At 24.6% G+C, this 19,519-nt stretch carries 22 protein-coding genes, 4 pseudogenes and 1 other annotated feature; of the genes and pseudogenes, 20 read left to right on the top strand and 6 right to left on the bottom strand.

Annotated elements, in window-relative coordinates:
- The first annotated feature begins 150 nt into the window (after positions 1-150).
- From AAHM82_RS01875 to AAHM82_RS01845, 8 genes and pseudogenes are all read left to right on the top strand, one after another.
- Positions 151-630, top strand: coding sequence for a hypothetical protein (locus AAHM82_RS01875; protein ID WP_342264365.1), 480 nt, complete (start codon positions 151-153; stop codon positions 628-630).
- A gap of 199 nt (positions 631-829) precedes the next feature.
- Positions 830-952: a hypothetical protein gene (locus AAHM82_RS01870; protein ID WP_342264364.1), complete on the top strand. Its 123-nt coding sequence runs from the start codon at positions 830-832 to the stop codon at positions 950-952.
- A gap of 43 nt (positions 953-995) precedes the next feature.
- A protein-coding gene (locus tag AAHM82_RS01865; RefSeq protein WP_342263339.1) for an IS5 family transposase occupies positions 996-1,825 on the top strand; the annotation gives its coding sequence in 2 pieces (ribosomal slippage) (positions 996-1,392 and positions 1,392-1,825; 831 coding nt in all).
- A gap of 345 nt (positions 1,826-2,170) precedes the next feature.
- Positions 2,171-2,416: an IS3 family transposase gene (locus AAHM82_RS12720; protein ID WP_425289045.1), complete on the top strand. Its 246-nt coding sequence runs from the start codon at positions 2,171-2,173 to the stop codon at positions 2,414-2,416.
- A gap of 207 nt (positions 2,417-2,623) precedes the next feature.
- Positions 2,624-3,226: pseudogene (locus AAHM82_RS01860) on the top strand (IS256 family transposase); the annotation flags it as partial.
- Between the two features lie 61 nt (positions 3,227-3,287).
- Positions 3,288-3,728 carry a transposase family protein gene (locus AAHM82_RS12715; protein WP_342263396.1) on the top strand — a complete coding sequence of 147 codons (441 nt, stop codon included), beginning with the start codon at positions 3,288-3,290 and terminating at the stop codon, positions 3,726-3,728.
- On the top strand, positions 3,725-4,117 hold the full coding sequence (locus tag AAHM82_RS12710) for a transposase family protein (protein ID WP_342264845.1): 393 nt from the start codon (positions 3,725-3,727) through the stop codon (positions 4,115-4,117). Before AAHM82_RS12715 ends, AAHM82_RS12710 begins: the two co-directional genes overlap by 4 nt.
- A 182-nt stretch (positions 4,118-4,299) precedes the next feature.
- Positions 4,300-4,870 (top strand): annotated as a pseudogene (locus AAHM82_RS01845) (IS256 family transposase); the annotation flags it as partial.
- Positions 4,871-5,028: 158 nt separating this feature from the next.
- Here the strand turns inward: AAHM82_RS01845 and AAHM82_RS01840 are convergent.
- On the bottom strand, positions 5,029-5,988 hold the full coding sequence (locus AAHM82_RS01840) for an IS1/IS1595 family N-terminal zinc-binding domain-containing protein (RefSeq protein WP_342264360.1): 960 nt from the start codon (positions 5,986-5,988) through the stop codon (positions 5,029-5,031).
- 454 nt (positions 5,989-6,442) lie between these two features.
- Here AAHM82_RS01840 and AAHM82_RS01835 point away from each other — a divergent pair, with 454 nt between their 5' ends.
- From AAHM82_RS01835 to AAHM82_RS01825, 3 genes are all read left to right on the top strand, one after another.
- Entirely contained in the window at positions 6,443-7,345 is a 903-nt protein-coding gene (locus AAHM82_RS01835) for a Sapep family Mn(2+)-dependent dipeptidase (protein WP_342264359.1), read from the top strand.
- A 61-nt stretch (positions 7,346-7,406) separates the two neighbouring features.
- Positions 7,407-7,700 carry a hypothetical protein gene (locus AAHM82_RS01830; protein ID WP_342264358.1) on the top strand — a complete coding sequence of 98 codons (294 nt, stop codon included), beginning with the start codon at positions 7,407-7,409 and terminating at the stop codon, positions 7,698-7,700.
- Positions 7,701-7,813: 113 nt separating this feature from the next.
- Positions 7,814-9,547, top strand: coding sequence for an AbgT family transporter (locus AAHM82_RS01825; protein ID WP_342264357.1), 1,734 nt, complete (start codon positions 7,814-7,816; stop codon positions 9,545-9,547).
- A gap of 296 nt (positions 9,548-9,843) precedes the next feature.
- On the opposite strand, the gene AAHM82_RS01820 is transcribed toward AAHM82_RS01825, so the two are convergent.
- Together AAHM82_RS01820 and AAHM82_RS01815 are read right to left on the bottom strand one after the other, a co-directional pair.
- The gene (locus AAHM82_RS01820) at positions 9,844-10,692 is read right to left on the bottom strand and encodes an IS1/IS1595 family N-terminal zinc-binding domain-containing protein (protein WP_342264356.1); all 849 of its coding nucleotides are present in this window, start codon (positions 10,690-10,692) and stop codon (positions 9,844-9,846) included.
- On the bottom strand, positions 10,655-10,804 hold the full coding sequence (locus tag AAHM82_RS01815; protein WP_342264355.1) for a hypothetical protein: 150 nt from the start codon (positions 10,802-10,804) through the stop codon (positions 10,655-10,657). The genes AAHM82_RS01820 and AAHM82_RS01815 overlap by 38 nt, the downstream gene beginning before the upstream one ends.
- A gap of 292 nt (positions 10,805-11,096) precedes the next feature.
- Positions 11,097-11,170, top strand: a sequence feature (ribosomal protein L21 leader region).
- A gap of 11 nt (positions 11,171-11,181) precedes the next feature.
- Between AAHM82_RS01815 and rplU the strand changes: the two are divergent.
- From rplU to AAHM82_RS01790, 5 genes and pseudogenes are all read left to right on the top strand, one after another.
- Positions 11,182-11,475, top strand: a pseudogene (rplU, locus tag AAHM82_RS01810) (50S ribosomal protein L21); the annotation flags it as partial.
- An 85-nt stretch (positions 11,476-11,560) separates the two neighbouring features.
- Entirely contained in the window at positions 11,561-11,866 is a 306-nt protein-coding gene (locus AAHM82_RS01805; RefSeq protein WP_342264354.1) for a ribosomal-processing cysteine protease Prp, read from the top strand.
- An 8-nt stretch (positions 11,867-11,874) separates the two neighbouring features.
- Complete coding sequence (gene rpmA, locus AAHM82_RS01800; RefSeq protein WP_342264896.1) at positions 11,875-12,156, top strand: 50S ribosomal protein L27; 282 nt, start codon at positions 11,875-11,877, stop codon at positions 12,154-12,156.
- Positions 12,157-12,363: 207 nt separating this feature from the next.
- Positions 12,364-13,803, top strand: a complete 1,440-nt coding sequence (locus AAHM82_RS01795) for a YfcC family protein (protein WP_342264353.1) — start codon at positions 12,364-12,366, stop codon at positions 13,801-13,803.
- Positions 13,804-13,944: 141 nt separating this feature from the next.
- Entirely contained in the window at positions 13,945-14,187 is a 243-nt protein-coding gene (locus AAHM82_RS01790; protein ID WP_342264352.1) for a hypothetical protein, read from the top strand.
- Between the two features lie 74 nt (positions 14,188-14,261).
- Here AAHM82_RS01790 and AAHM82_RS01785 read toward each other — a convergent pair.
- Positions 14,262-15,472 (bottom strand): annotated as a pseudogene (locus AAHM82_RS01785) (IS256 family transposase).
- Between the two features lie 390 nt (positions 15,473-15,862).
- Here AAHM82_RS01785 and AAHM82_RS12705 point away from each other — a divergent pair.
- Together AAHM82_RS12705 and AAHM82_RS12700 are read left to right on the top strand one after the other, a co-directional pair.
- On the top strand, positions 15,863-16,303 hold the full coding sequence (locus AAHM82_RS12705; protein ID WP_342263396.1) for a transposase family protein: 441 nt from the start codon (positions 15,863-15,865) through the stop codon (positions 16,301-16,303).
- Positions 16,300-16,692 (top strand): transposase family protein, encoded by a 393-nt coding sequence (locus AAHM82_RS12700; RefSeq protein WP_342264845.1) that lies wholly within the window; start codon positions 16,300-16,302, stop codon positions 16,690-16,692. Before AAHM82_RS12705 ends, AAHM82_RS12700 begins: the two co-directional genes overlap by 4 nt.
- A 328-nt stretch (positions 16,693-17,020) precedes the next feature.
- On the opposite strand, the gene AAHM82_RS01775 is transcribed toward AAHM82_RS12700, so the two are convergent.
- Positions 17,021-17,581 carry a transposase gene (locus AAHM82_RS01775; protein ID WP_342264033.1) on the bottom strand — a complete coding sequence of 187 codons (561 nt, stop codon included), beginning with the start codon at positions 17,579-17,581 and terminating at the stop codon, positions 17,021-17,023.
- Between the two features lie 101 nt (positions 17,582-17,682).
- Between AAHM82_RS01775 and AAHM82_RS01770 the strand changes: the two genes are divergently transcribed.
- Together AAHM82_RS01770 and AAHM82_RS12695 are read left to right on the top strand one after the other, a co-directional pair.
- Positions 17,683-18,075 (top strand): transposase family protein, encoded by a 393-nt coding sequence (locus AAHM82_RS01770; RefSeq protein WP_342263426.1) that lies wholly within the window; start codon positions 17,683-17,685, stop codon positions 18,073-18,075.
- Positions 18,076-18,077: 2 nt separating this feature from the next.
- Entirely contained in the window at positions 18,078-18,323 is a 246-nt protein-coding gene (locus AAHM82_RS12695; RefSeq protein ID WP_425289021.1) for a transposase family protein, read from the top strand.
- Between the two features lie 94 nt (positions 18,324-18,417).
- Here AAHM82_RS12695 and AAHM82_RS01765 read toward each other — a convergent pair whose 3' ends face one another.
- Positions 18,418-19,377, bottom strand: coding sequence for an IS1/IS1595 family N-terminal zinc-binding domain-containing protein (locus AAHM82_RS01765; protein ID WP_342263474.1), 960 nt, complete (start codon positions 19,375-19,377; stop codon positions 18,418-18,420).
- Positions 19,378-19,519 lie beyond the last annotated feature (142 nt).

Below are 19,519 nucleotides of genomic sequence, written 5' to 3'. Positions count from 1 at the left end.
TATTAGTTTCACTTATAATACTAGGATATTTAGATATATGCATTACAATAGCGGTAATTATAAACTGTAGCATTGAGTTGAGTGGCTTATTAAAAAAATTAAAGCTAAAAGAATAATGAAAAATAAATATTTTAAAAAGGAGTGATAAAAATGTTTATGAAAATATTTACCGTGTTAATTATTAGTTTCAATAACATTTTTACCATTCCCCAAAATATTAATAATGATAAAGCAACATCACAACTAATTAGAAATAAAAGACAAAGTAATGAAACATACGAATTAAACTTAAAAAAATCAAAATTAACACTTAAATCATCAAAAGATGATAACAGCAAGTGAAATCAAAAATGAGAAATAAAAGTTAATGTAGAAAATGAATTTATGCTCAAAAACTTGCCTCCACGAATGAAACTTAATGATTGAGAATTTTATGTTGACAAAAATGACAAGATTACACTACCAATATTAAAATCATTAGAATATGATTTAAATTGAGAAAAAAACAGTGAACCAAGATATTGAGAAAATAAAGATTTTTTATCATATCAAAATAAAAAATTAAAAAACATAAAAATGAAAGTACAAGAATGAGATAAAAATGAAAGATATGCCAAATGAAAATATTAGAATTTAAAAATAATTAAACTGTTATAATCGCTACCCCAAAATGTAGCTTTCTATGACAATAATGCTCTTAAACAACTTTTTCATTTTTTTCTATTTTGTCAAAATAAAAACCAGTAATTTTAGTAATGGAATGCCCCCTATAAAGTAGACACAAAAATAAAAACATTTGTGTAAACTATAAATGAGGTGCATTTTATTTATGAAAAAAATTCATAGAAGTAAAGAATTAATTATTAAAATTGTTAATGAACATCTAAAAGAAGGATGTAGTTATAATTATTTAGCTGAAAAATATAATAGACTTCTTGCAAAATTAATTTAAAATATAATTGAATTGTTGTTTTTAATAAAAAGGTGAAATTTAAATGAAATTTAAAAAAAATAATCAAATAAGTGATAAAAATTTTTTAAGATTAACTGGTATTAAACATACTACTTTTAATAAAATGCTAGAAATTTTAAAAATAGAAGAATTAAAAAAGAGATTTCGTCGCGGAAGAACCAATAAATTATCATTAGAAAATCGTATTTTAATGACTTTAGAATATTGAAGAGAATATAGAACTTATTTTCATATTGCAAAAAGTTATGATATTAGTGAAAGTAGTTGTTATAGAAATATCAAATGAATTGAAGACACTTTAATAAAACACCCTAATTTTCAACAACTTACTGGTCAAAAATCACTATTAAAAGATTATTTCAAAGATAAGACTGTTATAATTGATGTAACTGAAAGCCAAATCCAACGCCCAAAAAAAGACAAAAACAGCACTACTCAGGAAAAAAGAAAAAACACACAATAAAAACACAAGTTATAATTGAAAAAGATAGTAAAAAAATTATTAGTTCTGATTTTTCTTATGGTAAAAACCATGACTTTAAAATTTTAAAAGATTCAAAAATTAAATTTTTACCAGAAACAACTGTTTTAGTGGATTTAGGTTATCAAGGCATACAAAAAATTAATCATAATGTTTTAATTCCTAAAAGAAAATCAAAGAAAAACCCTTTAAATAAAGAAGAAAAGCAAAATAATGAGCGAATTTCAAAAATGAGAATTGTTATTGAAAATGTTTTTGCTATACTTAAAAAATTTAAAATTATTAGTGAAAAATATCGAAATCGTAGAAAAAGATTTGCTTTAAGATTTAATTTAATAGCTTCAATTTATAATTTACAACTATTAGTTTAAATATATTTGATAATTTAAAATTTCAGTCTTTTTTTATTGTAAATAATAATTTTTATTATGTTTTAATGACAAAATATTTGTAAAAATAATCTAAAAATTATTTTAATAACACTTTTATATTTATTTTAAATTTAAAAATTATAATTATCATATTAATTTTGCAAGAAGTCTAATATTTCTCGCAATACTATTAGTCAGTGACTTTATAAACATAAAAATAAAAATTGAAATTTTGAAAGAAAAATTCATAAGGCAAATTATAGTGAGCTTGAATATTTAAGATTAGAAAATGAAATTCTAAAAAAGTTCCTTTCCTTCTCAAGACAACAACAAAATATAAAATAAATTTTATTAATTTATAAAAATAAATACTCAATAAAAGTATTATGTAAAATTCTTAATGTTAATCGTACTAATTATTATAAACAAAGATTTAATAATAAAAATGATTTTAAAGAAATAAATATTATTAAAAAAATTTTTGAAAAGCATAAGAAATGTTACGGGTATAGGAGACTAAAAATTGCTATTGAGAAGGAAACTGGATGAATTATTAATCATAAAAAATTATTAAAATTAATGAAAAATTAAAAGATTAATTTAATTCATAAATGAATGAATTTTAAACAAACATATCGTGTAGAGAGAGAAAGAGAGAGAGAGAGAGAATTGGGCCTGTCCAAAATTCTGTGTCTCGATAATTCATTCTGAATTATACTTAAACGAAGGAGGACAGAAAATGACAAAAAAAAAATAAAAAAAGAACCTGATGCAATTGATAAAGTTGTTGATTATTTTTTAGAAAATATTGATAATCCACAAGATTTATTTAAAGGCAATACTATTTTTCAGGAATTTACCAAAAAATTAACTAAACGAATGTTAAATACGGAAATTAAAGATCATCTTGAAACTGATGAGAATCATAATAAAAGAAATGGCAACACACAAAAAACCATTATTACTAAAAATGGTTCAATCGCAATTGATGTACCAAGAGATCGAAATAGTACTTTTGAACCAGTAATTATTCCGAAAAGACAAAGAAGATTTGATAACTTTGATCAAAAAGTAATTTCTTTATATGCAAGAGGAATGACAATTTCTGATATCAAAGCACAATTGCAAGAATTCTATCACGGAGCAGAAATTTCAGAAAGTTTAATTAGTCAAATAACTGATGATGTTATTGAAGAAGTTAAAATGTGACAAACTAAACCTTTAGAGAAGATTTATCCGATTGTTTATTTTGATTGTATTGTTGTTAAAGTAAAGCAAGATAAACGAATAATAAATAAAGCAGTTTGTCTTGTCTTAGGAATTAATTTAGATGGTTTAAAAGATATTTTAGGAATGTGAATTAGCGAGAATGAGAGAGCCAAATTTTGACTTAATAGACTTCTTGCAAAATTAATTTAAAATATAATTGAATTGTTGTTTTTAATAAAAAGGTGGAATTTAAATGAAATTTAAAAAAAATAATCAAATAAGTGATAAAAATTTTTTAAGATTAACTGGTATTAAACATACTACTTTTAATAAAATGCTAGAAATTTTAAAAATAGAAGAATTAAAAAAGAGATTTCGTCGCGGAAGAACCAATAAATTATCATTAGAAAATCGTATTTTAATGACTTTAGAATATTGAAGAGAATATAGAACTTATTTTCATATTGCAAAAAGTTATGATATTAGTGAAAGTAGTTGTTATAGAAATATCAAATGAATTGAAGACACTTTAATAAAACACCCTAATTTTCAACAACTTACTGGTCAAAAATCACTATTAAAAGATTATTTCAAAGATAAGACTGTTATAATTGATGTAACTGAAAGCCAAATCCAACGCCCAAAAAAAGACAAAAACAGCACTACTCAGGAAAAAAGAAAAAACACACAATAAAAACACAAGTTATAATTGAAAAAGATAGTAAAAAAATTATTAGTTCTGATTTTTCTTATGGTAAAAACCATGACTTTAAAATTTTAAAAGATTCAAAAATTAAATTTTTACCAGAAACAACTGTTTTAGTGGATTTAGGTTATCAAGGCATACAAAAAATTAATCATAATGTTTTAATTCCTAAAAGAAAATCAAAGAAAAACCCTTTAAATAAAGAAGAAAAGCAAAATAATGAGCGAATTTCAAAAATGAGAATTGTTATTGAAAATGTTTTTGCTATACTTAAAAAATTTAAAATTATTAGTGAAAAATATCGAAATCGTAGAAAAAGATTTGCTTTAAGATTTAATTTAATAGCTTCAATTTATAATTTACAACTATTAGTTTAAATATATTTGATAATTTAAAATTTCAGTCTTTTTTTATTGTAAATAATAATTTTTATTATGTTTTAATGACAAAATATTTGTAAAAATAATCTAAAAATTATTTTAATAACACTTTTATATTTATTTTAAATTTAAAAATTATAATTATCATATTAATTTTGCAAGAAGTCTAATATATATAAAATCTTACGGAAATGAAAAATCGTGGGTTACAAGATATTCTTGTTGCTTGTAGCGATAATTTAACTGGAATGTCTGTCTGATGCAATAGAAGCTGTGTTCCGAAAAACACAGCACCAATTATGCATCGTTCATCAAATTCGTAATAGTTTAAAATTTGTCCCTTACAAAGATCGCAAACTTGTAGCTAATGATTTAAAATCAATTTATACAGCAATTAATGAAGAAATAGCGCTAGTTGCTTTAGATCATTTTTCAGAAAAATGAAATAAAAAGTATCCACAAATTACTAAATCATGAAAAAATAACTGAAATAATTTAATAATTTTTCTTGAATATCCTCAAGAATTTAGAAGGATTATTTACACAACTAATGCGATTGAATCTGTTAATAGTCAACTAAGAAAAGTCATTAAGAATAAAAAGATTTTTCCTAATGACGCATCAGTTTTTAAAATATTTTATTTAGCATTTCAAAATATGGTTAAGAAATGAACGATGCCAATTCAAAATTGGGGTAGTGCAATTTCACATTTAATGATAAAATTTGAAGACAGAGTGAATTTAAGTTAATTACTTAGAGACACAGTTAATTGTACAGTCCCGTAGAAATATTAATACCAAATGTTTTTTTTAATTTTGTCGAAAACTCTTGATAAAATAAAAAAAATCATCAACTTGATAATTTTAAAAGGCTTTTATGTAAAATTACTATTTTTACTTTAACTTTTTTATACATTAAAATATAATACCGCTGTTTGTTGGTTTGGAGTTAAACCCTTATGTTGGTATTTTCATTTTCAGAGATTTAAATAATTTTGAATATTAGTAAAACCTAAACCATGATAATGAATTAAGGCTTCTTTAAGACTAGATTGTAATTTACTGATTTTATTTAAGTTACGATAACTAGCTTCAGAATTAATTGTTGTTTTAGTTACACATAAAGTAGAATTTGTTTGTTTTGCTACTAAAAAATATAATTTTTGCATATCAGAAGTAATAATTGAATTTTCGTTAATTAATTCTTTGTTCATATTTTCAATAACTCATTGTTTTTGTAAACGTTTGATGTTTGTGGATTTAACATAAATATTGTTATTATTATCAATTGCCATTTGAATACAGCATTTAGTATTAGTTGCGAATGGGTCAAGGTGAATTCTTCGTGGATCAGTTTTATATTTGAAATTTCCTTTATGGATTTCTTTAATAAATGTTTCATCGATTTGGATTTTACCAGATAATTTTTTAAATTTTAATTGGGTATTTTCTAATTGTTTTGATTTCATTAATTTTTGACGATTATATCAAGCAGTTTTTAATGTAGTTTTAATAAAACGAGAAATTGTTTTACTAGATTGCCCCAGCAATGAAATTTGAATCAATAAATTTCATTGTTCATAATTTAAATGACTTCAATAAATAAAATGATTACGAAAAGCGTCAAAACTTGCACGGCAATTTTTACATAAATATTTTTGTTTTCCTTCTGAATTATGTCCATTTTTAACGCAATGGTAAGATTCACATTTAGGGCATTTAATACCTTGCGCTCTAAATTTTTGATCAATTTCATTTAACCGTTTTTGTTTTTTTATTAATTCTGCTTGTTGTTTGACTTTTTCATAAAATTCTAAAAATTGATCATCTGTTAAAGTATTTACTAGTTCTTGAATTATTTTTTCCATAATTATTATCCCCCTCTATCATATTAAAAATATACCTAAAATTAAGTATATTCAATAAATATCAAGAGTTTTCGACAAAATTAAAAATTTTTTATAACAAAAATCATACATAAGAAATATATACTTAATTTGCATATTGAAATAATTTATAGTAAATGATTATTTTTTCTTTTTTAAAAAATACCTAAGAAAACTAAACGCGACCTAATTAATAATTTTTATTGTGTAAAAATTCAATAATATGATAAAATGGTAACGAATAAAAATGACAATAACAAGAAAGGTAGGGTTAGTTTAGTAATTAAATAATATAATTAGCTGATTGTTTTACTTCTTCAAAGGCAATACCTAAGAAAACTAAACGCGACCTAGTTTACTATCTGATTTTAGAAAATATGACAAATATGTTAAAATTAAAGTATTATTATTTTTTAAAAGAAAGGATAAAGAAAAAATGGAATCAGATATTAATGAGCAGCGGTTTAATGATTTGTTTCAAACTTCTTTGGAAGCAATTAAAGCAATAATTAAAGTACCTTCATTTAGTAAGGGTGAAGTTAATGAACAATATCCTTATGGAAAAAATGTTCATCAAGTATTAGAGGATGTTATTGATTTAGGTAAAAAACTTGGTTTTAAAACTAAATTAGGAACACAAAATCGTTATGGATATATTGAGTATGGTGCTGGTAAAGAATTAATTGGGATTTTATGTCATCTTGATGTTGTTTCCCCAGGTGATTTATCAAAGTGAGAATTTCCTCCTTTTGAACCAACTATTAAAAATGATATTCTTTATGGTCGGGGAGTTATTGATGATAAAGGACCGGCGATTATAAATTTATTTGCTTTAAAATATTTAGTTGATGAAGGTTTTATTCCTCAAAAAAGAATTCGGTTAATTTTTGGTATTACCGAAGAAACAACATGAGATTCAATTAAGCATTATATGAATAATGAAGAAAAACCAAAATTTGCATATACTCCGGATGGTTATTTTCCACTTGTATATGCTGAAAAAACGATTTTAAATTTAAAAATTATTGAAAAAAATCCGCAACAAGATTTTACAATAAATGGTGGTGCAGCTTATAATGTTACTTGTGATCAAGCAGAATATCGTGGTTCACAATTAGAAACATTAATTATGGTATTAGAACAAAATAAGTTTTTATATAAAAAACAAGATAATAAGGTTATTGTTTTAGGAAAAGCTGTTCATGGCTCAAAACCACAAGAGGGAATAAATGCAGGATTACAATTAGTAATGGCGTTAGCAACAATTAATAATGATAGTAAATTAGTCATGTGAATTGCACAACAATTAAGATTAGACCCCAATCCCCAATGCTATTAATATTTTTACTAATATTGAAGATGAATCAGGGAAGTTAACTCTTAATGTTGGTTTGATTGAAATGAATTCAAAAACTAATTTTATTGGTTGTGATTTTAGAATTCCCGTTCATACAGATGTTAATGTAATTTTAAAGAAATTAGAAGCTTCATTAGCACCATATAATTTAGTAATTGAGGAAGTTGATTTAAAAGAAAAATTATTTTTTGATAAAAACTCATTAATTGTTAAAAAATTATTAAATGTTTATCAGCAAGCAACTAATGATATGTCGCAACCGTTAGCAATTGGTGGTGGGACTTACTTACGCTCGGAGTATGGAAAATTGTGTTGCTTTTGGGGCTATTTTTGATAGTAATACTTCAACGGAACATCAATATAATGAACAAGTTTTAATTTCAGATTTAAAAAAATTTATATTCAAGCAATTATCGCTTTGGATAGTATATAGAAACGGAGATTTTATTTATGGAAGAAAATATAAATAGGCGGCAAAGGACTTGAAAAAAAGTTAGTAGAGGTGTTAATAAAGGAATTAATAAATCATTAAATGGTATTGAATGATTAGGAAATAAATTACCAAAACCATTTTATTTATTTATTTATTTGATTATTATTTTAATGTTAGTATCATTAATATTAAGTTATGCTTTACCTGCTGGTGTTGTTTTAGAAAAATTTTATGATCGTAATACCAATAAAGTAGTTGATGAATATCAACTAAAGTTTTTTAATCTTATTGGTCGTGATGGTATTGTATGATGATTAAAAAACTTTATTAGTAATTTTATGGGATTAGCAACAACGGGAATTGTATTGTTAACAACAGTGTTTGTTGGTGTGGCTGATAAATCAGGCTTTATTGATGTTTCTTTAAGAAAAGTTGGTTCTAGTTTACCAAAAGTAATTTTAACTCCGGCTTGCATTTTTCTAGGATGTATTTCATCATTAGCGGCTGATGCTGGTTATTTAATTTTAATTCCGTTAGCAGGGACATTATATTATCGTATCGGTAGGCATCCTTTAACAGGAATGGCGGCAGTATTTGCTGGTGTTGCTGGTGGATTTGCAACATCACTTATTCCGGGAAGTGTTGAGTTTATAATGGCTTCATTAACAAATGATTTTTTAGGTAAGGGTTCTGCTTATCAAGTAAATCCATTATCAACTTATTATTTTACATTATTACTTTTATTTGTGTTTACATTAATTGGTTGATTTATTACTGAAAAAGTTGTTGATAAAAGAATTATTGCTCATTATCCGATTGCCAAAAGAGATGATTTGCAAGTTAATAAAAATTTTCATTTAGATGATCAACAGCGAAAAGCAATGTGATTTGTTTTAGGGTTTGTGATTATTTATATTATTGGAATATTATTAATGACTTTTATTCCCCAAGCACCATTTAATGGTTTTATTAATAATATTACTAATATTACTCCTAATAAAAAATTAGAACCGAAAGACTATCAATTAACGACACACTTAGTATTAATTATTGGGTTTTTATTTTTAGGTATTGGAATAACTTATGGTTTTGCTGCCAAGACATTTAAAACTAAAGATGATATTGTTAATGCTTTAGTTATTGGATTTAAAAAAACTGCTCCAAGTTTAATTTTATTTTTAGTTATGACACAGTTTATTGCTGGTTTTGCGCAATCAGGAATTGATATTGCTTTAGGATATTATATTGGTTCGGCAATTAACTTTAATAGTACAACATTAACTTTATTTGTTTTTATTTTAATTGTAACAATTATTAATTTATTTATTGGTTCAATGTCTGTTAAATGAGGGATTTTGGGGCCAATATTTGTAATGGCTTTATTAAAGTCGCAAATTCATCCAGCAGCCGCAATTGCTGCTTATCGTGTTGGTGATGCTTCAACAAATATGATTTCACCACTAATGCCATACTTTCCTTTAATAATTATTTGAGCGAAAGAATGAATTCAACCAAAACAAAAAGAGAAATTTGAAATTGGTTCAATGATGTCAATCATGTTTCCATATTCACTGTCTTTCTTATTAATGGGAACAATTATTTTTCTCCTTTGAAGTGTTACTGGACTTCCTGTTGGTGTTGATGGTCCAATTTATATTGATATTGTTAGTAGTGATAATATCGTTAAATCAATTATATTACCAAGAAATTTAATTTATACTATGCAGTCATCATTATTAAACAGATGTTAATAAGGGCGCGTAAAGTTTTGTTAGGTGGAAAAATATTTGATTAATTTTGAAAGAAAAGTAACTACAATTTAATTATCGTTTTATTTGAAAAATAAGTAATAAAACAAAATATTTAATATTAACAAACATAATCTTAATAAAAGGTTATAAAAACTAAGTAAAATGCTTATAAAAACAACATTAAAATAATTTTTTATTTTAATTTTGTCGAAAACTCTTGATAAAATAAAAAAAATCATCAACTTGATAATTTTAAAAGGCTTTTATGTAAAATTACTATTTTTACTTTAACTTTTTTATACATTAAAATATAATACCGCTGTTTGTTGGTTTGGAGTTAAACCCTTATGTTGGTATTTTCATTTTCAGAGATTTAAATAATTTTGAATATTAGTAAAACCTAAACCATGATAATGAATTAAGGCTTCTTTAAGACTAGATTGTAATTTACTGATTTTATTTAAGTTACGATAACTAGCTTCAGGATTAATTGTTGTTTTAGTTACACATAAAGTAGAATTTGTTTGTTTTGCTACTAAAAAATATAATTTTTGCATATCAGAAGTAATAATTGAATTTTCGTTAATTAATTCTTTGTTCATATTTTCAATAACTCATTGTTTTTGTAAACGTTTGGTGTTTGTGGATTTAACATAAATATTGTTATTATTATCAATTGCCATTTGAATACAGCATTTAGTATTAGTTGCGAATGGGTCAAGGTGAATTCTTCGTGGATCAGTTTTATATTTGAAATTTCCTTTATGGATTTCTTTAATAAATGTTTCATCGATTTGGATTTTACCAGATAATTTTTTAAATTTTAATTGGGTATTTTCTAATTGTTTTGATTTCATTAATTTTTGACGATTATATCAAGCAGTTTTTAATGTAGTTTTAATAAAACGAGAAATTGTTTTACTAGATTGCCCCAGCAATGAAATTTGAATCAATAAATTTCATTGTTCATAATTTAAATGACTTCAATAAATAAAATGATTACGAAAAGCGTCAAAACTTGCACGGCAATTTTTACATAAATATTTTTGTTTTCCTTCTGAATTATGTCCATTTTTAACGCAATGGTAAGATTCACATTTAGGGCATTTAAATACCGTGCGCTCTAAATTTTTGATCAATTTCATTTAAACGTTTTTGTTTTTTTATTAATTCTGCTTGTTGTTTGACTTTTTCATAAAATTCTAAAAATTGATCATCTGTTAAAGTATTTACTAGTTCTTGAATTATTTTTTCCATAATTATTATCCCCCTCTATCATATTAAAAATATACCTAAAATTAAGTATATTCAATAAATATCAAGAGTTTTCGACAAAATTAAAAATTTTTTACAACAAAAATCATACATAAGAAATATATACTTAATTTGCATATTGAAATAATTTATAGTAAATGATTATTTTTTCTTTTTTAAAAAATACCTAAGAAAACTAAACGCGACCCAATTCATATTTTACTACCGAAAATATTTATTTTAGGTTATAATTATTAATGTTGTAAGTATTGCAATATTAATTTGTGATAACTTTAAACGGTTTCAACCGCACGAAATAGGTTTATAAGTAGTTTAATCTCACCTAAATTGGCGAGTCTAAGCTGGAGGGTATGTATTATATGTCTGCTATTATTTTAACTGGTGGCAAGCAACTAAGTGTTGAAAAGGAACAAGTAATTTGAATTGAAAAAATCGCTGGTGATGCTGGCGATGTTGTTGAATTTGATAAGGTTTTAATGATTGATGGTAACATTGGTCGAAGGTTCGTACCAAATGCTAAGGTTGTTGGTCAAATAATTAAACAAGGTAAAGAAAAAAAGATTGTGGTTTTTACCTATAAAGCAAAGAAAAATAGTAAAACTAAGTATGGTCATCGTCAACCATATACACAAGTGAAAATTATTGATATTTTATTAGATGGAGCAAAAAAGGTTTTTAAAGTTGTTGAAACTAAGTCAAAAGCGGCGGTGCCGACAGCAGAAATTAGTGATAGTAATAATGGTTCGGGTTCAGATTCAAAGACAGCAAAATAATTATTATCAAGTAATTGTTAGTGGTCATTCTGGTTTTAAAGTAAAGGGTCAAGATATTGTTTGTAGTGCGATTAGTGCTGTTGTTTTTGGAACTTTAAATGCATTAGATCGGCAATGTCAGGATAGTATTACTATTTCGGTTAAGGTTGATATTATTATTAAGGTTTTAGAAGTGCAAGCTGTTAATCAAATTGTGTTGAATACAATGGTTTATCAGTTACAAACTATTGCTGAGCAATATCCACAAAATATAGAAATTAAGGAGATATAATTATTATGATGAGATTTAAGTTAGATATTCAATTCTTTGCCACTAAAAAAGGTGGTGGTTCTACTCGTAATGGTCGTGAATCACATTCTAAACGATTAGGTGCTAAGTTAAGTGATGGACAATTAGCGAAGACGGGGATGATTATTTATCGTCAAAGGGGAACTAAGATTCATCCTGGAAATAGTGTTGGTCGTGGTGGCGATGATACTTTGTTTTCTTTAATTAAGGGTGTTGTTAAATATGAGCGCTATGGTAAAAAGAGAACGAAAGTTTCAGTTTATAAAAAATAGTCTTTTTCTTGTTAAATTAAATATTATGAGAAGCAACAAGTTAATTCTTGTTGTTTTTTTGTGCTAAAATATATGCAAATATGTGAAATTAGAAAGGGATACAAATTATGAAGGATAGTAAATATCAATTTAGTTTTGAAGTGGGAAAATTCTTAGAAATTAATATTATTAGATCAGCTGTGCTGGTGGCAATGGTTAATTAGCGATATGAAAAAGTGATTTAAATTTAAAATGCCAATGGCATTTACCATTTTATTTTTAATTATTGTTATTTTAGTTTTTTTATCTTGAATTCCAGCGGTTGCTAAAACGCCAGCAGGAATTATTGATATTTTTTGAGTTCCGATGGAAAGTTTTACTAATAAAGGTCGGGCATCAATTATTATCTTTGTATTAATTTTAGGAGCGTTTATTAATGTGATGATGAAAACTCAAGCTTTAGATGCTTTGATTGGTAAATTAATTTCTAATTTAAAAAATAAGGAGTTGTGGTTAATTCCTATTTTAATGATTTTCTTTTCTGTTTCAGGAACAACATATGGGATGGCGGAAGAGACATTAGGATTTTATGCTTTAATTTTACCAATTATTTTAGTTGCGGGATTTGATGCTTTTACGGGATTATTAATTATTTTGTTAGGAGCTGGGATTGGTGTTTTAGGTTCAATTATTAATCCATTTTTAATTGGTACGGCTGTTCAGGCTGCAATTAATGGTGGAATTGTTGGTGAGTTAGCAGTAACTACAGGAATAATTTGAAGAGTTATAATTTGAATTGTAATGACAGCGGTGGCGATTGGTTTTGTAATGTTTTATGCTTATCGTGTTAAAAAAGATAAGCATAATTCAGTTGTTTTTTTAATGCATAGTGAGCATCAAAAAATTTTTAAAAAATCAATTTTGGAAGTGCCATTGACAAAGCGAAGGATTGTTTCATTGATCTTATTTGCTTTAGCATTTGTAGTAATGATTTTTTATTTAATTGCTTGAAATGAATTTGGCATTAGTATTTTTAAAGAATTTGGAAAAATAATTAATACTGAAGTGCCATATATAACCAAATTTATTCCGGGGGTTGGTGTAGGCGGTTTATTAGAAGTTTCTTCGTTCTTTTTAATTGCGACAATTATTATTGGTTTTGTTAATTGAAAATCAGAACAAATGTTAGTTAATGATATTTTACAAGGAAGCTCTGGTATTTTATCTGTTTGTTTAGTAAATGCATTAGCTGGTGGAATTACAGTAATTTTACAACGCACAGGAATGCAAGAAATTATGATTGCGGGAATTAAAAATAGTATTGTTAATTTACCACAATGAGTTATTCCTTTAATTTTATATTTTTTATTTATTCCTTTATCATTTTTAATTCCTTCTGCTAGTGGTTTTGCAACAGCAGTTTTTAGTATTATTGCGCCTGCATTAGGTGCTGGTTTAACATCAGGAGCAATTACTAGTTTTAGTCTAGCATCAGGAATTGTTAATTTAGTAACCCCAACTTCTGGTGTTGTTATGGGAGCTATTGCTCTTTCACATATTTCATATGGTTCATTATTAAAAGGAGTTTGGCTTTTGTTAATAGTTATTATGGTATTATCAATAGTATTTTTAGTAATTGGTTCATTAATTGGGCAACCAACATTTTAATGCCAGAAAGTTAGTTATATTAAAACTTAAAAGAATAATTAAATCATTATTCTTTTTTTTAATTTTGTCGAAAACTCTTGATATTTATTGAATATACTTAATTTTAGGTATATTTTAATATGATAGAGGTGGATAATAATTATGGAAAAAATAATTCAAGAACTAGTAAATACTTTAACAGATGATCAATTTTTAGAATTTTATGAAAAAGTCAAACAACAAGCAGAATTAATAAAAAAACAAAAACGTTTAAATGAAATTGATCAAAAATTTAGAGCGCAAGGTATTAAATGCCCTAAATGTAAATCTTACCATTGCGCGTTAAAAATGGACATAATTCAGAAGGAAAACAGGTCGCGTTTAGTTTTCTTAGGTATTTTTTAAAAAAGAAAAAATAATCATTTACTATAAAAAAAATTAAATTATGGGACTGTACAATTAACTGTGTCTCTAAGTAATTAATTTAAATTCACTCTGTCTTCAAATTTTATCATTAAATGTGAAATTGCACTACCCCAATTTTGAATTGGCATCGTTCATTTCTTAACCATATTTTGAAATGCTAAATAAAATATTTTAAAAACTGATGCGTCATTAGGAAAAATCTTTTTATTCTTAATGACTTTTCTTAGTTGACTATTAACAGATTCAATCGCATTAGTTGTGTAAATAATTCTTCTAAATTCTTGAGGATATTCAAGAAAAATTATTAAATTATTTCAGTTATTTTTTCATGATTTAGTAATTTGTGGATACTTTTTATTTCATTTTTCTGAAAAATGATCTAAAGCAATTAACGCTATTTCTTCATTAATTGCTGTATAAATTGATTTTAAATCATTAGCTACAAGTTTGCGATCTTTGTAAGGAACAAATTTTAAACTATTGCGAATTTGATGAACAATGCATAATTGATGCTGTGTTTTTGGGAAAACAGCTTCTATTGCATCAGACATCCCAGTTAAATTATCACTACAAGCAACAAGAATATCTTGTAACCCACGATTTTTCATTTCCGTAAGATTTATTAAGTCAAAATTTGGCTCCCTCATTCTCACTAATTCACATTCCTAAAATATCTTTTAAACCATCTAAATTAATTCCTAAGGCAAGATAAACTGCTTTATTTATTATTCGTTTATCTTGCTTTACTTTAACAACAATACAATCAAAATAAACAATCGGATAAATCTTCTCTAAAGGTTTAGTTTGTCACATTTTAACTTCTTCAATAACATCATCAGTTATTTGACTAATTAAACTTTCTGAAATTTCTGCTCCGTGATAGAATTCTTGCAATTGTGCTTTGATATCAGAAATTGTCATTCCTCTTGCATATATAAGAAATTACTTTTTGATCAAAGTTATCAAATCTTCTTTGTCTTTTCGGAATAATTACTGGTTCAAAAGTACTATTTCGATCTCTTGGTACATCAATTGCGATTGAACCATTTTTAGTAATAATGGTTTTTTGTGTGTTGCCATTTCTTTTATTATGATTCTCATCAGTTTCAAGATAATCTTTAATTTCCGTATTTAACATTCGTTCAGTTAATTTTTTGGTAAATTCCTGAAAAATAGTATTGCCTTTAAATAAATCTTGTGGATTATCAATATTTTCTAAAAAATAATCAACAACTTTATCAATTGCGTCAGGTTCTTTTTTTATTTTTTTTTTTTTGTCATTTTCTGTTCTCCTTCTTTTAAGTATAATTCAGAATGAATTATCGAGACACAGAATTTTGGACAGGCTCAAAAATTTAGAGCGCAAGGTATTAAATGCCCTAGGTCGCGTTTAGTTTTCTTAGGTATTGCTTTGAAGAAGTAAAACAATCAGTTAATTATATTATTTAATTACTAAACCAACCTTACCTTTCTTGTTATTGTCATTTTTATTCATTACCATTTTATCATATTATTGAATTTTTACACAATGAAAAATTATTAATTTTATTAAATTTTAATTAATATTTTTACTTACTTAAATCTATTAGACTTCTTGCAAAATTAATTTAAAATATAATTGAATTGTTGTTTTTAATAAAAAGGTGGAATTTAAATGAAATTTAAAAAAAATAATCAAATAAGTGATAAAAATTTTTTAAGATTAACTGGTATTAAACATACTACTTTTAATAAAATGCTAGAAATTTTAAAAATAGAAGAATTAAAAAAGAGATTTCGTCGCGGAAGAACCAATAAATTATCATTAGAAAATCGTATTTTAATGACTTTAGAATATTGAAGAGAATATAGAACTTATTTTCATATTGCAAAAAGTTATGATATTAGTGAAAGTAGTTGTTATAGAAATATCAAATGAATTGAAGACACTTTAATAAAACACCCTAATTTTCAACAACTTACTGGTCAAAAATCACTATTAAAAGATTATTTCAAAGATAAGACTGTTATAATTGATGTAACTGAAAGCCAAATCCAACGCCCAAAAAAAGACAAAAACAGCACTACTCAGGAAAAAAGAAAAAACACACAATAAAAACACAAGTTATAATTGAAAAAGATAGTAAAAAAATTATTAGTTCTGATTTTTCTTATGGTAAAAACCATGACTTTAAAATTTTAAAAGATTCAAAAATTAAATTTTTACCAGAAACAACTGTTTTAGTGGATTTAGGTTATCAAGGCATACAAAAAATTAATCATAATGTTTTAATTCCTAAAAGAAAATCAAAGAAAAACCCTTTAAATAAAGAAGAAAAGCAAAATAATGAGCGAATTTCAAAAATGAGAATTGTTATTGAAAATGTTTTTGCTATACTTAAAAAATTTAAAATTATTAGTGAAAAATATCGAAATCGTAGAAAAAGATTTGCTTTAAGATTTAATTTAATAGCTTCAATTTATAATTTACAACTATTAGTTTAAATATATTTGATAATTTAAAATTTCAGTCTTTTTTTATTGTAAATAATAATTTTTATTATGTTTTAATGACAAAATATTTGTAAAAATAATCTAAAAATTATTTTAATAACACTTTTATATTTATTTTAAATTTAAAAATTATAATTATCATATTAATTTTGCAAGAAGTCTATTATATTTATTTGTTACAGCATTACCTTTATAATTAATTCAACTATCATCATTTTTTTTTAATTTTGTCGAAAACTCTTGATAAAATAAAAAAAATCATCAACTTGATAATTTTAAAAGGCTTTTATGTAAAATTACTATTTTTACTTTAACTTTTTTATACATTAAAATATAATACCGCTGTTTGTTGGTTTGGAGTTAAACCCTTATGTTGGTATTTTCATTTTCAGAGATTTAAATAATTTTGAATATTAGTAAAACCTAAACCATGATAATGAATTAAGGCTTCTTTAAGACTAGATTGTAATTTACTGATTTTATTTAAGTTACGATAACTAGCTTCAGGATTAATTGTTGTTTTAGTTACACATAAAGTAGAATTTGTTTGTTTTGCTACTAAAAAATATAATTTTTGCATATCAGAAGTAATAATTGAATTTTCGTTAATTAATTCTTTGTTCATATTTTCAATAACTCATTGTTTTTGTAAACGTTTGGTGTTTGTGGATTTAACATAAATATTGTTATTATTATCAATTGCCATTTGAATACAGCATTTAGTATTAGTTGCGAATGGGTCAAGGTGAATTCTTCGTGGATCAGTTTTATATTTGAAATTTCCTTTATGGATTTCTTTAATGAATGTTTCATCGATTTGGATTTTACCAGATAATTTTTTAAATTTTAATTGGGTATTTTCTAATTGTTTTGATTTCATTAATTTTTGACGATTATATCAAGCAGTTTTTAATAGACTTGGTACATAACCTTTAATTTTATCTACTATTTTGATAATATTATTTCCTAGGTGAAATACAAATGTTAGATAAATACAAAGACGAAAACGAATTTTATAGTTTAATAGGCATAAAATATAAAACTTTCATGAAAATGGTAGAAATTTTAAAAGAAGGTGAAGCTAAACAAAAACAAATTGGTGGTAGACCAAATAAATTATCAATAGAGCAAAGATTACTTATGACTTTAGAATACTGAAAAGAATATAGTACATATCGTATTATTGCAAAAAAATATAATATTAGTCATGTTAGTTGTATTCGTAATATCTTTTGAGTTGAAAATACTCTAATAAAAAATAGTCACTTTCATATACCTGGCAAAAAGATATTATTAGAAAATAAGGGTACTACTAATAATTTATTAGCAATTGATGCTACAGAAATTCCAATTGAAAGAATTAAAAAAAACTAAAATTATTATTTTCTGGTAAGAAAAGGCAACATTCATTAAAATCGCAAATAATTATTGATTTATTTAACAATAAAATTATTTCAGTAGATTTTTGTTATGGCAGTACTCATGATTATAAGTTATTTTTAAAATCAAATACACTTATAAATCCAAAATTAGAATTAATTGCCGATTCAGGATATCAAGGTTTGCAAAATGTTCATAAAAATACATTATTGCCAATTAAAAAGAGTAAAAATAATTTTTAATTTTGTCGAAAACTCTTGATAAAATAAAAAAAATCATCAACTTGATAATTTTAAAAGGCTTTTATATAAAATTACTATTTTTACTTTAACTTTTTTATACATTAAAATATAATACCGCTGTTTGTTGGTTTGGAGTTAAACCCTTATGTTGGTATTTTCATTTTCAGAGATTTAAATAATTTTGAATATTAGTAAAACCTAAACCATGATAATGAATTAAGGCTTCTTTAAGACTAGATTGTAATTTACTGATTTTATTTAAGTTACGATAACTAGCTTCAGGATTAATTGTTGTTTTAGTTACACATAAAGTAGAATTTGTTTGTTTTGCTACTAAAAAATATAATTTTTGCATATCAGAAGTAATAATTGAATTTTCGTTAATTAATCCTTTGTTCATATTTTCAATAACTCATTGTTTTTGTAAACGTTTGGTGTTTGTGGATTTAACATAAATATTGTTATTATTATCAATTGCCATTTGAATACAGCATTTAGTATTAGTTGCGAATGGGTCAAGGTGAATTCTTCGTGGATCAGTTTTATATTTGAAATTTCCTTTATGGATTTCTTTAATAAATGTTTCATCGATTTGGATTTTACCAGATAATTTTTTAAATTTTAATTGGGTATTTTCTAATTGTTTTGATTTCATTAATTTTTGACGATTATATCAAGCAGTTTTTAATGTAGTTTTAATAAAACGAGAAATTGTTTTACTAGATTGCCCCAGCAATGAAATTTGAATCAATAAATTTCATTGTTCATAATTTAAATGACTTCAATAAATAAAATGATTACGAAAAGCGTCAAAACTTGCACGGCAATTTTTACATAAATATTTTTGTTTTCCTTCTGAATTATGTCCATTTTTAACGCAATGGTAAGATTCACATTTAGGGCATTTAATACCTTGCGCTCTAAATTTTTGATCAATTTCATTTAAACGTTTTTGTTTTTTTATTAATTCTGCTTGTTGTTTGACTTTTTCATAAAATTCTAAAAATTGATCATCTGTTAAAGTATTTACTAGTTCTTGAATTATTTTTTCCATAATTATTATCCACCTCTATCATATTAAAATATACCTAAAATTAAGTATATTCAATAAATATCAAGAGTTTTCGACAAAATTAAAAAATTAATTTAAAATGTGTTTTTATGTTAAAATTAAACTGTTATTTACAAAAATAGAA

It is taken from the genome of Spiroplasma endosymbiont of Clivina fossor, assembly GCF_964031115.1.
Taxonomy (GTDB): domain Bacteria; phylum Bacillota_I; class Bacilli_A; order Mycoplasmatales; family Nriv7; genus Nriv7.
The sequence above is the reverse complement of the archived record's forward strand: the minus strand, read 5'-3'. Positions and strand labels throughout refer to the sequence as shown.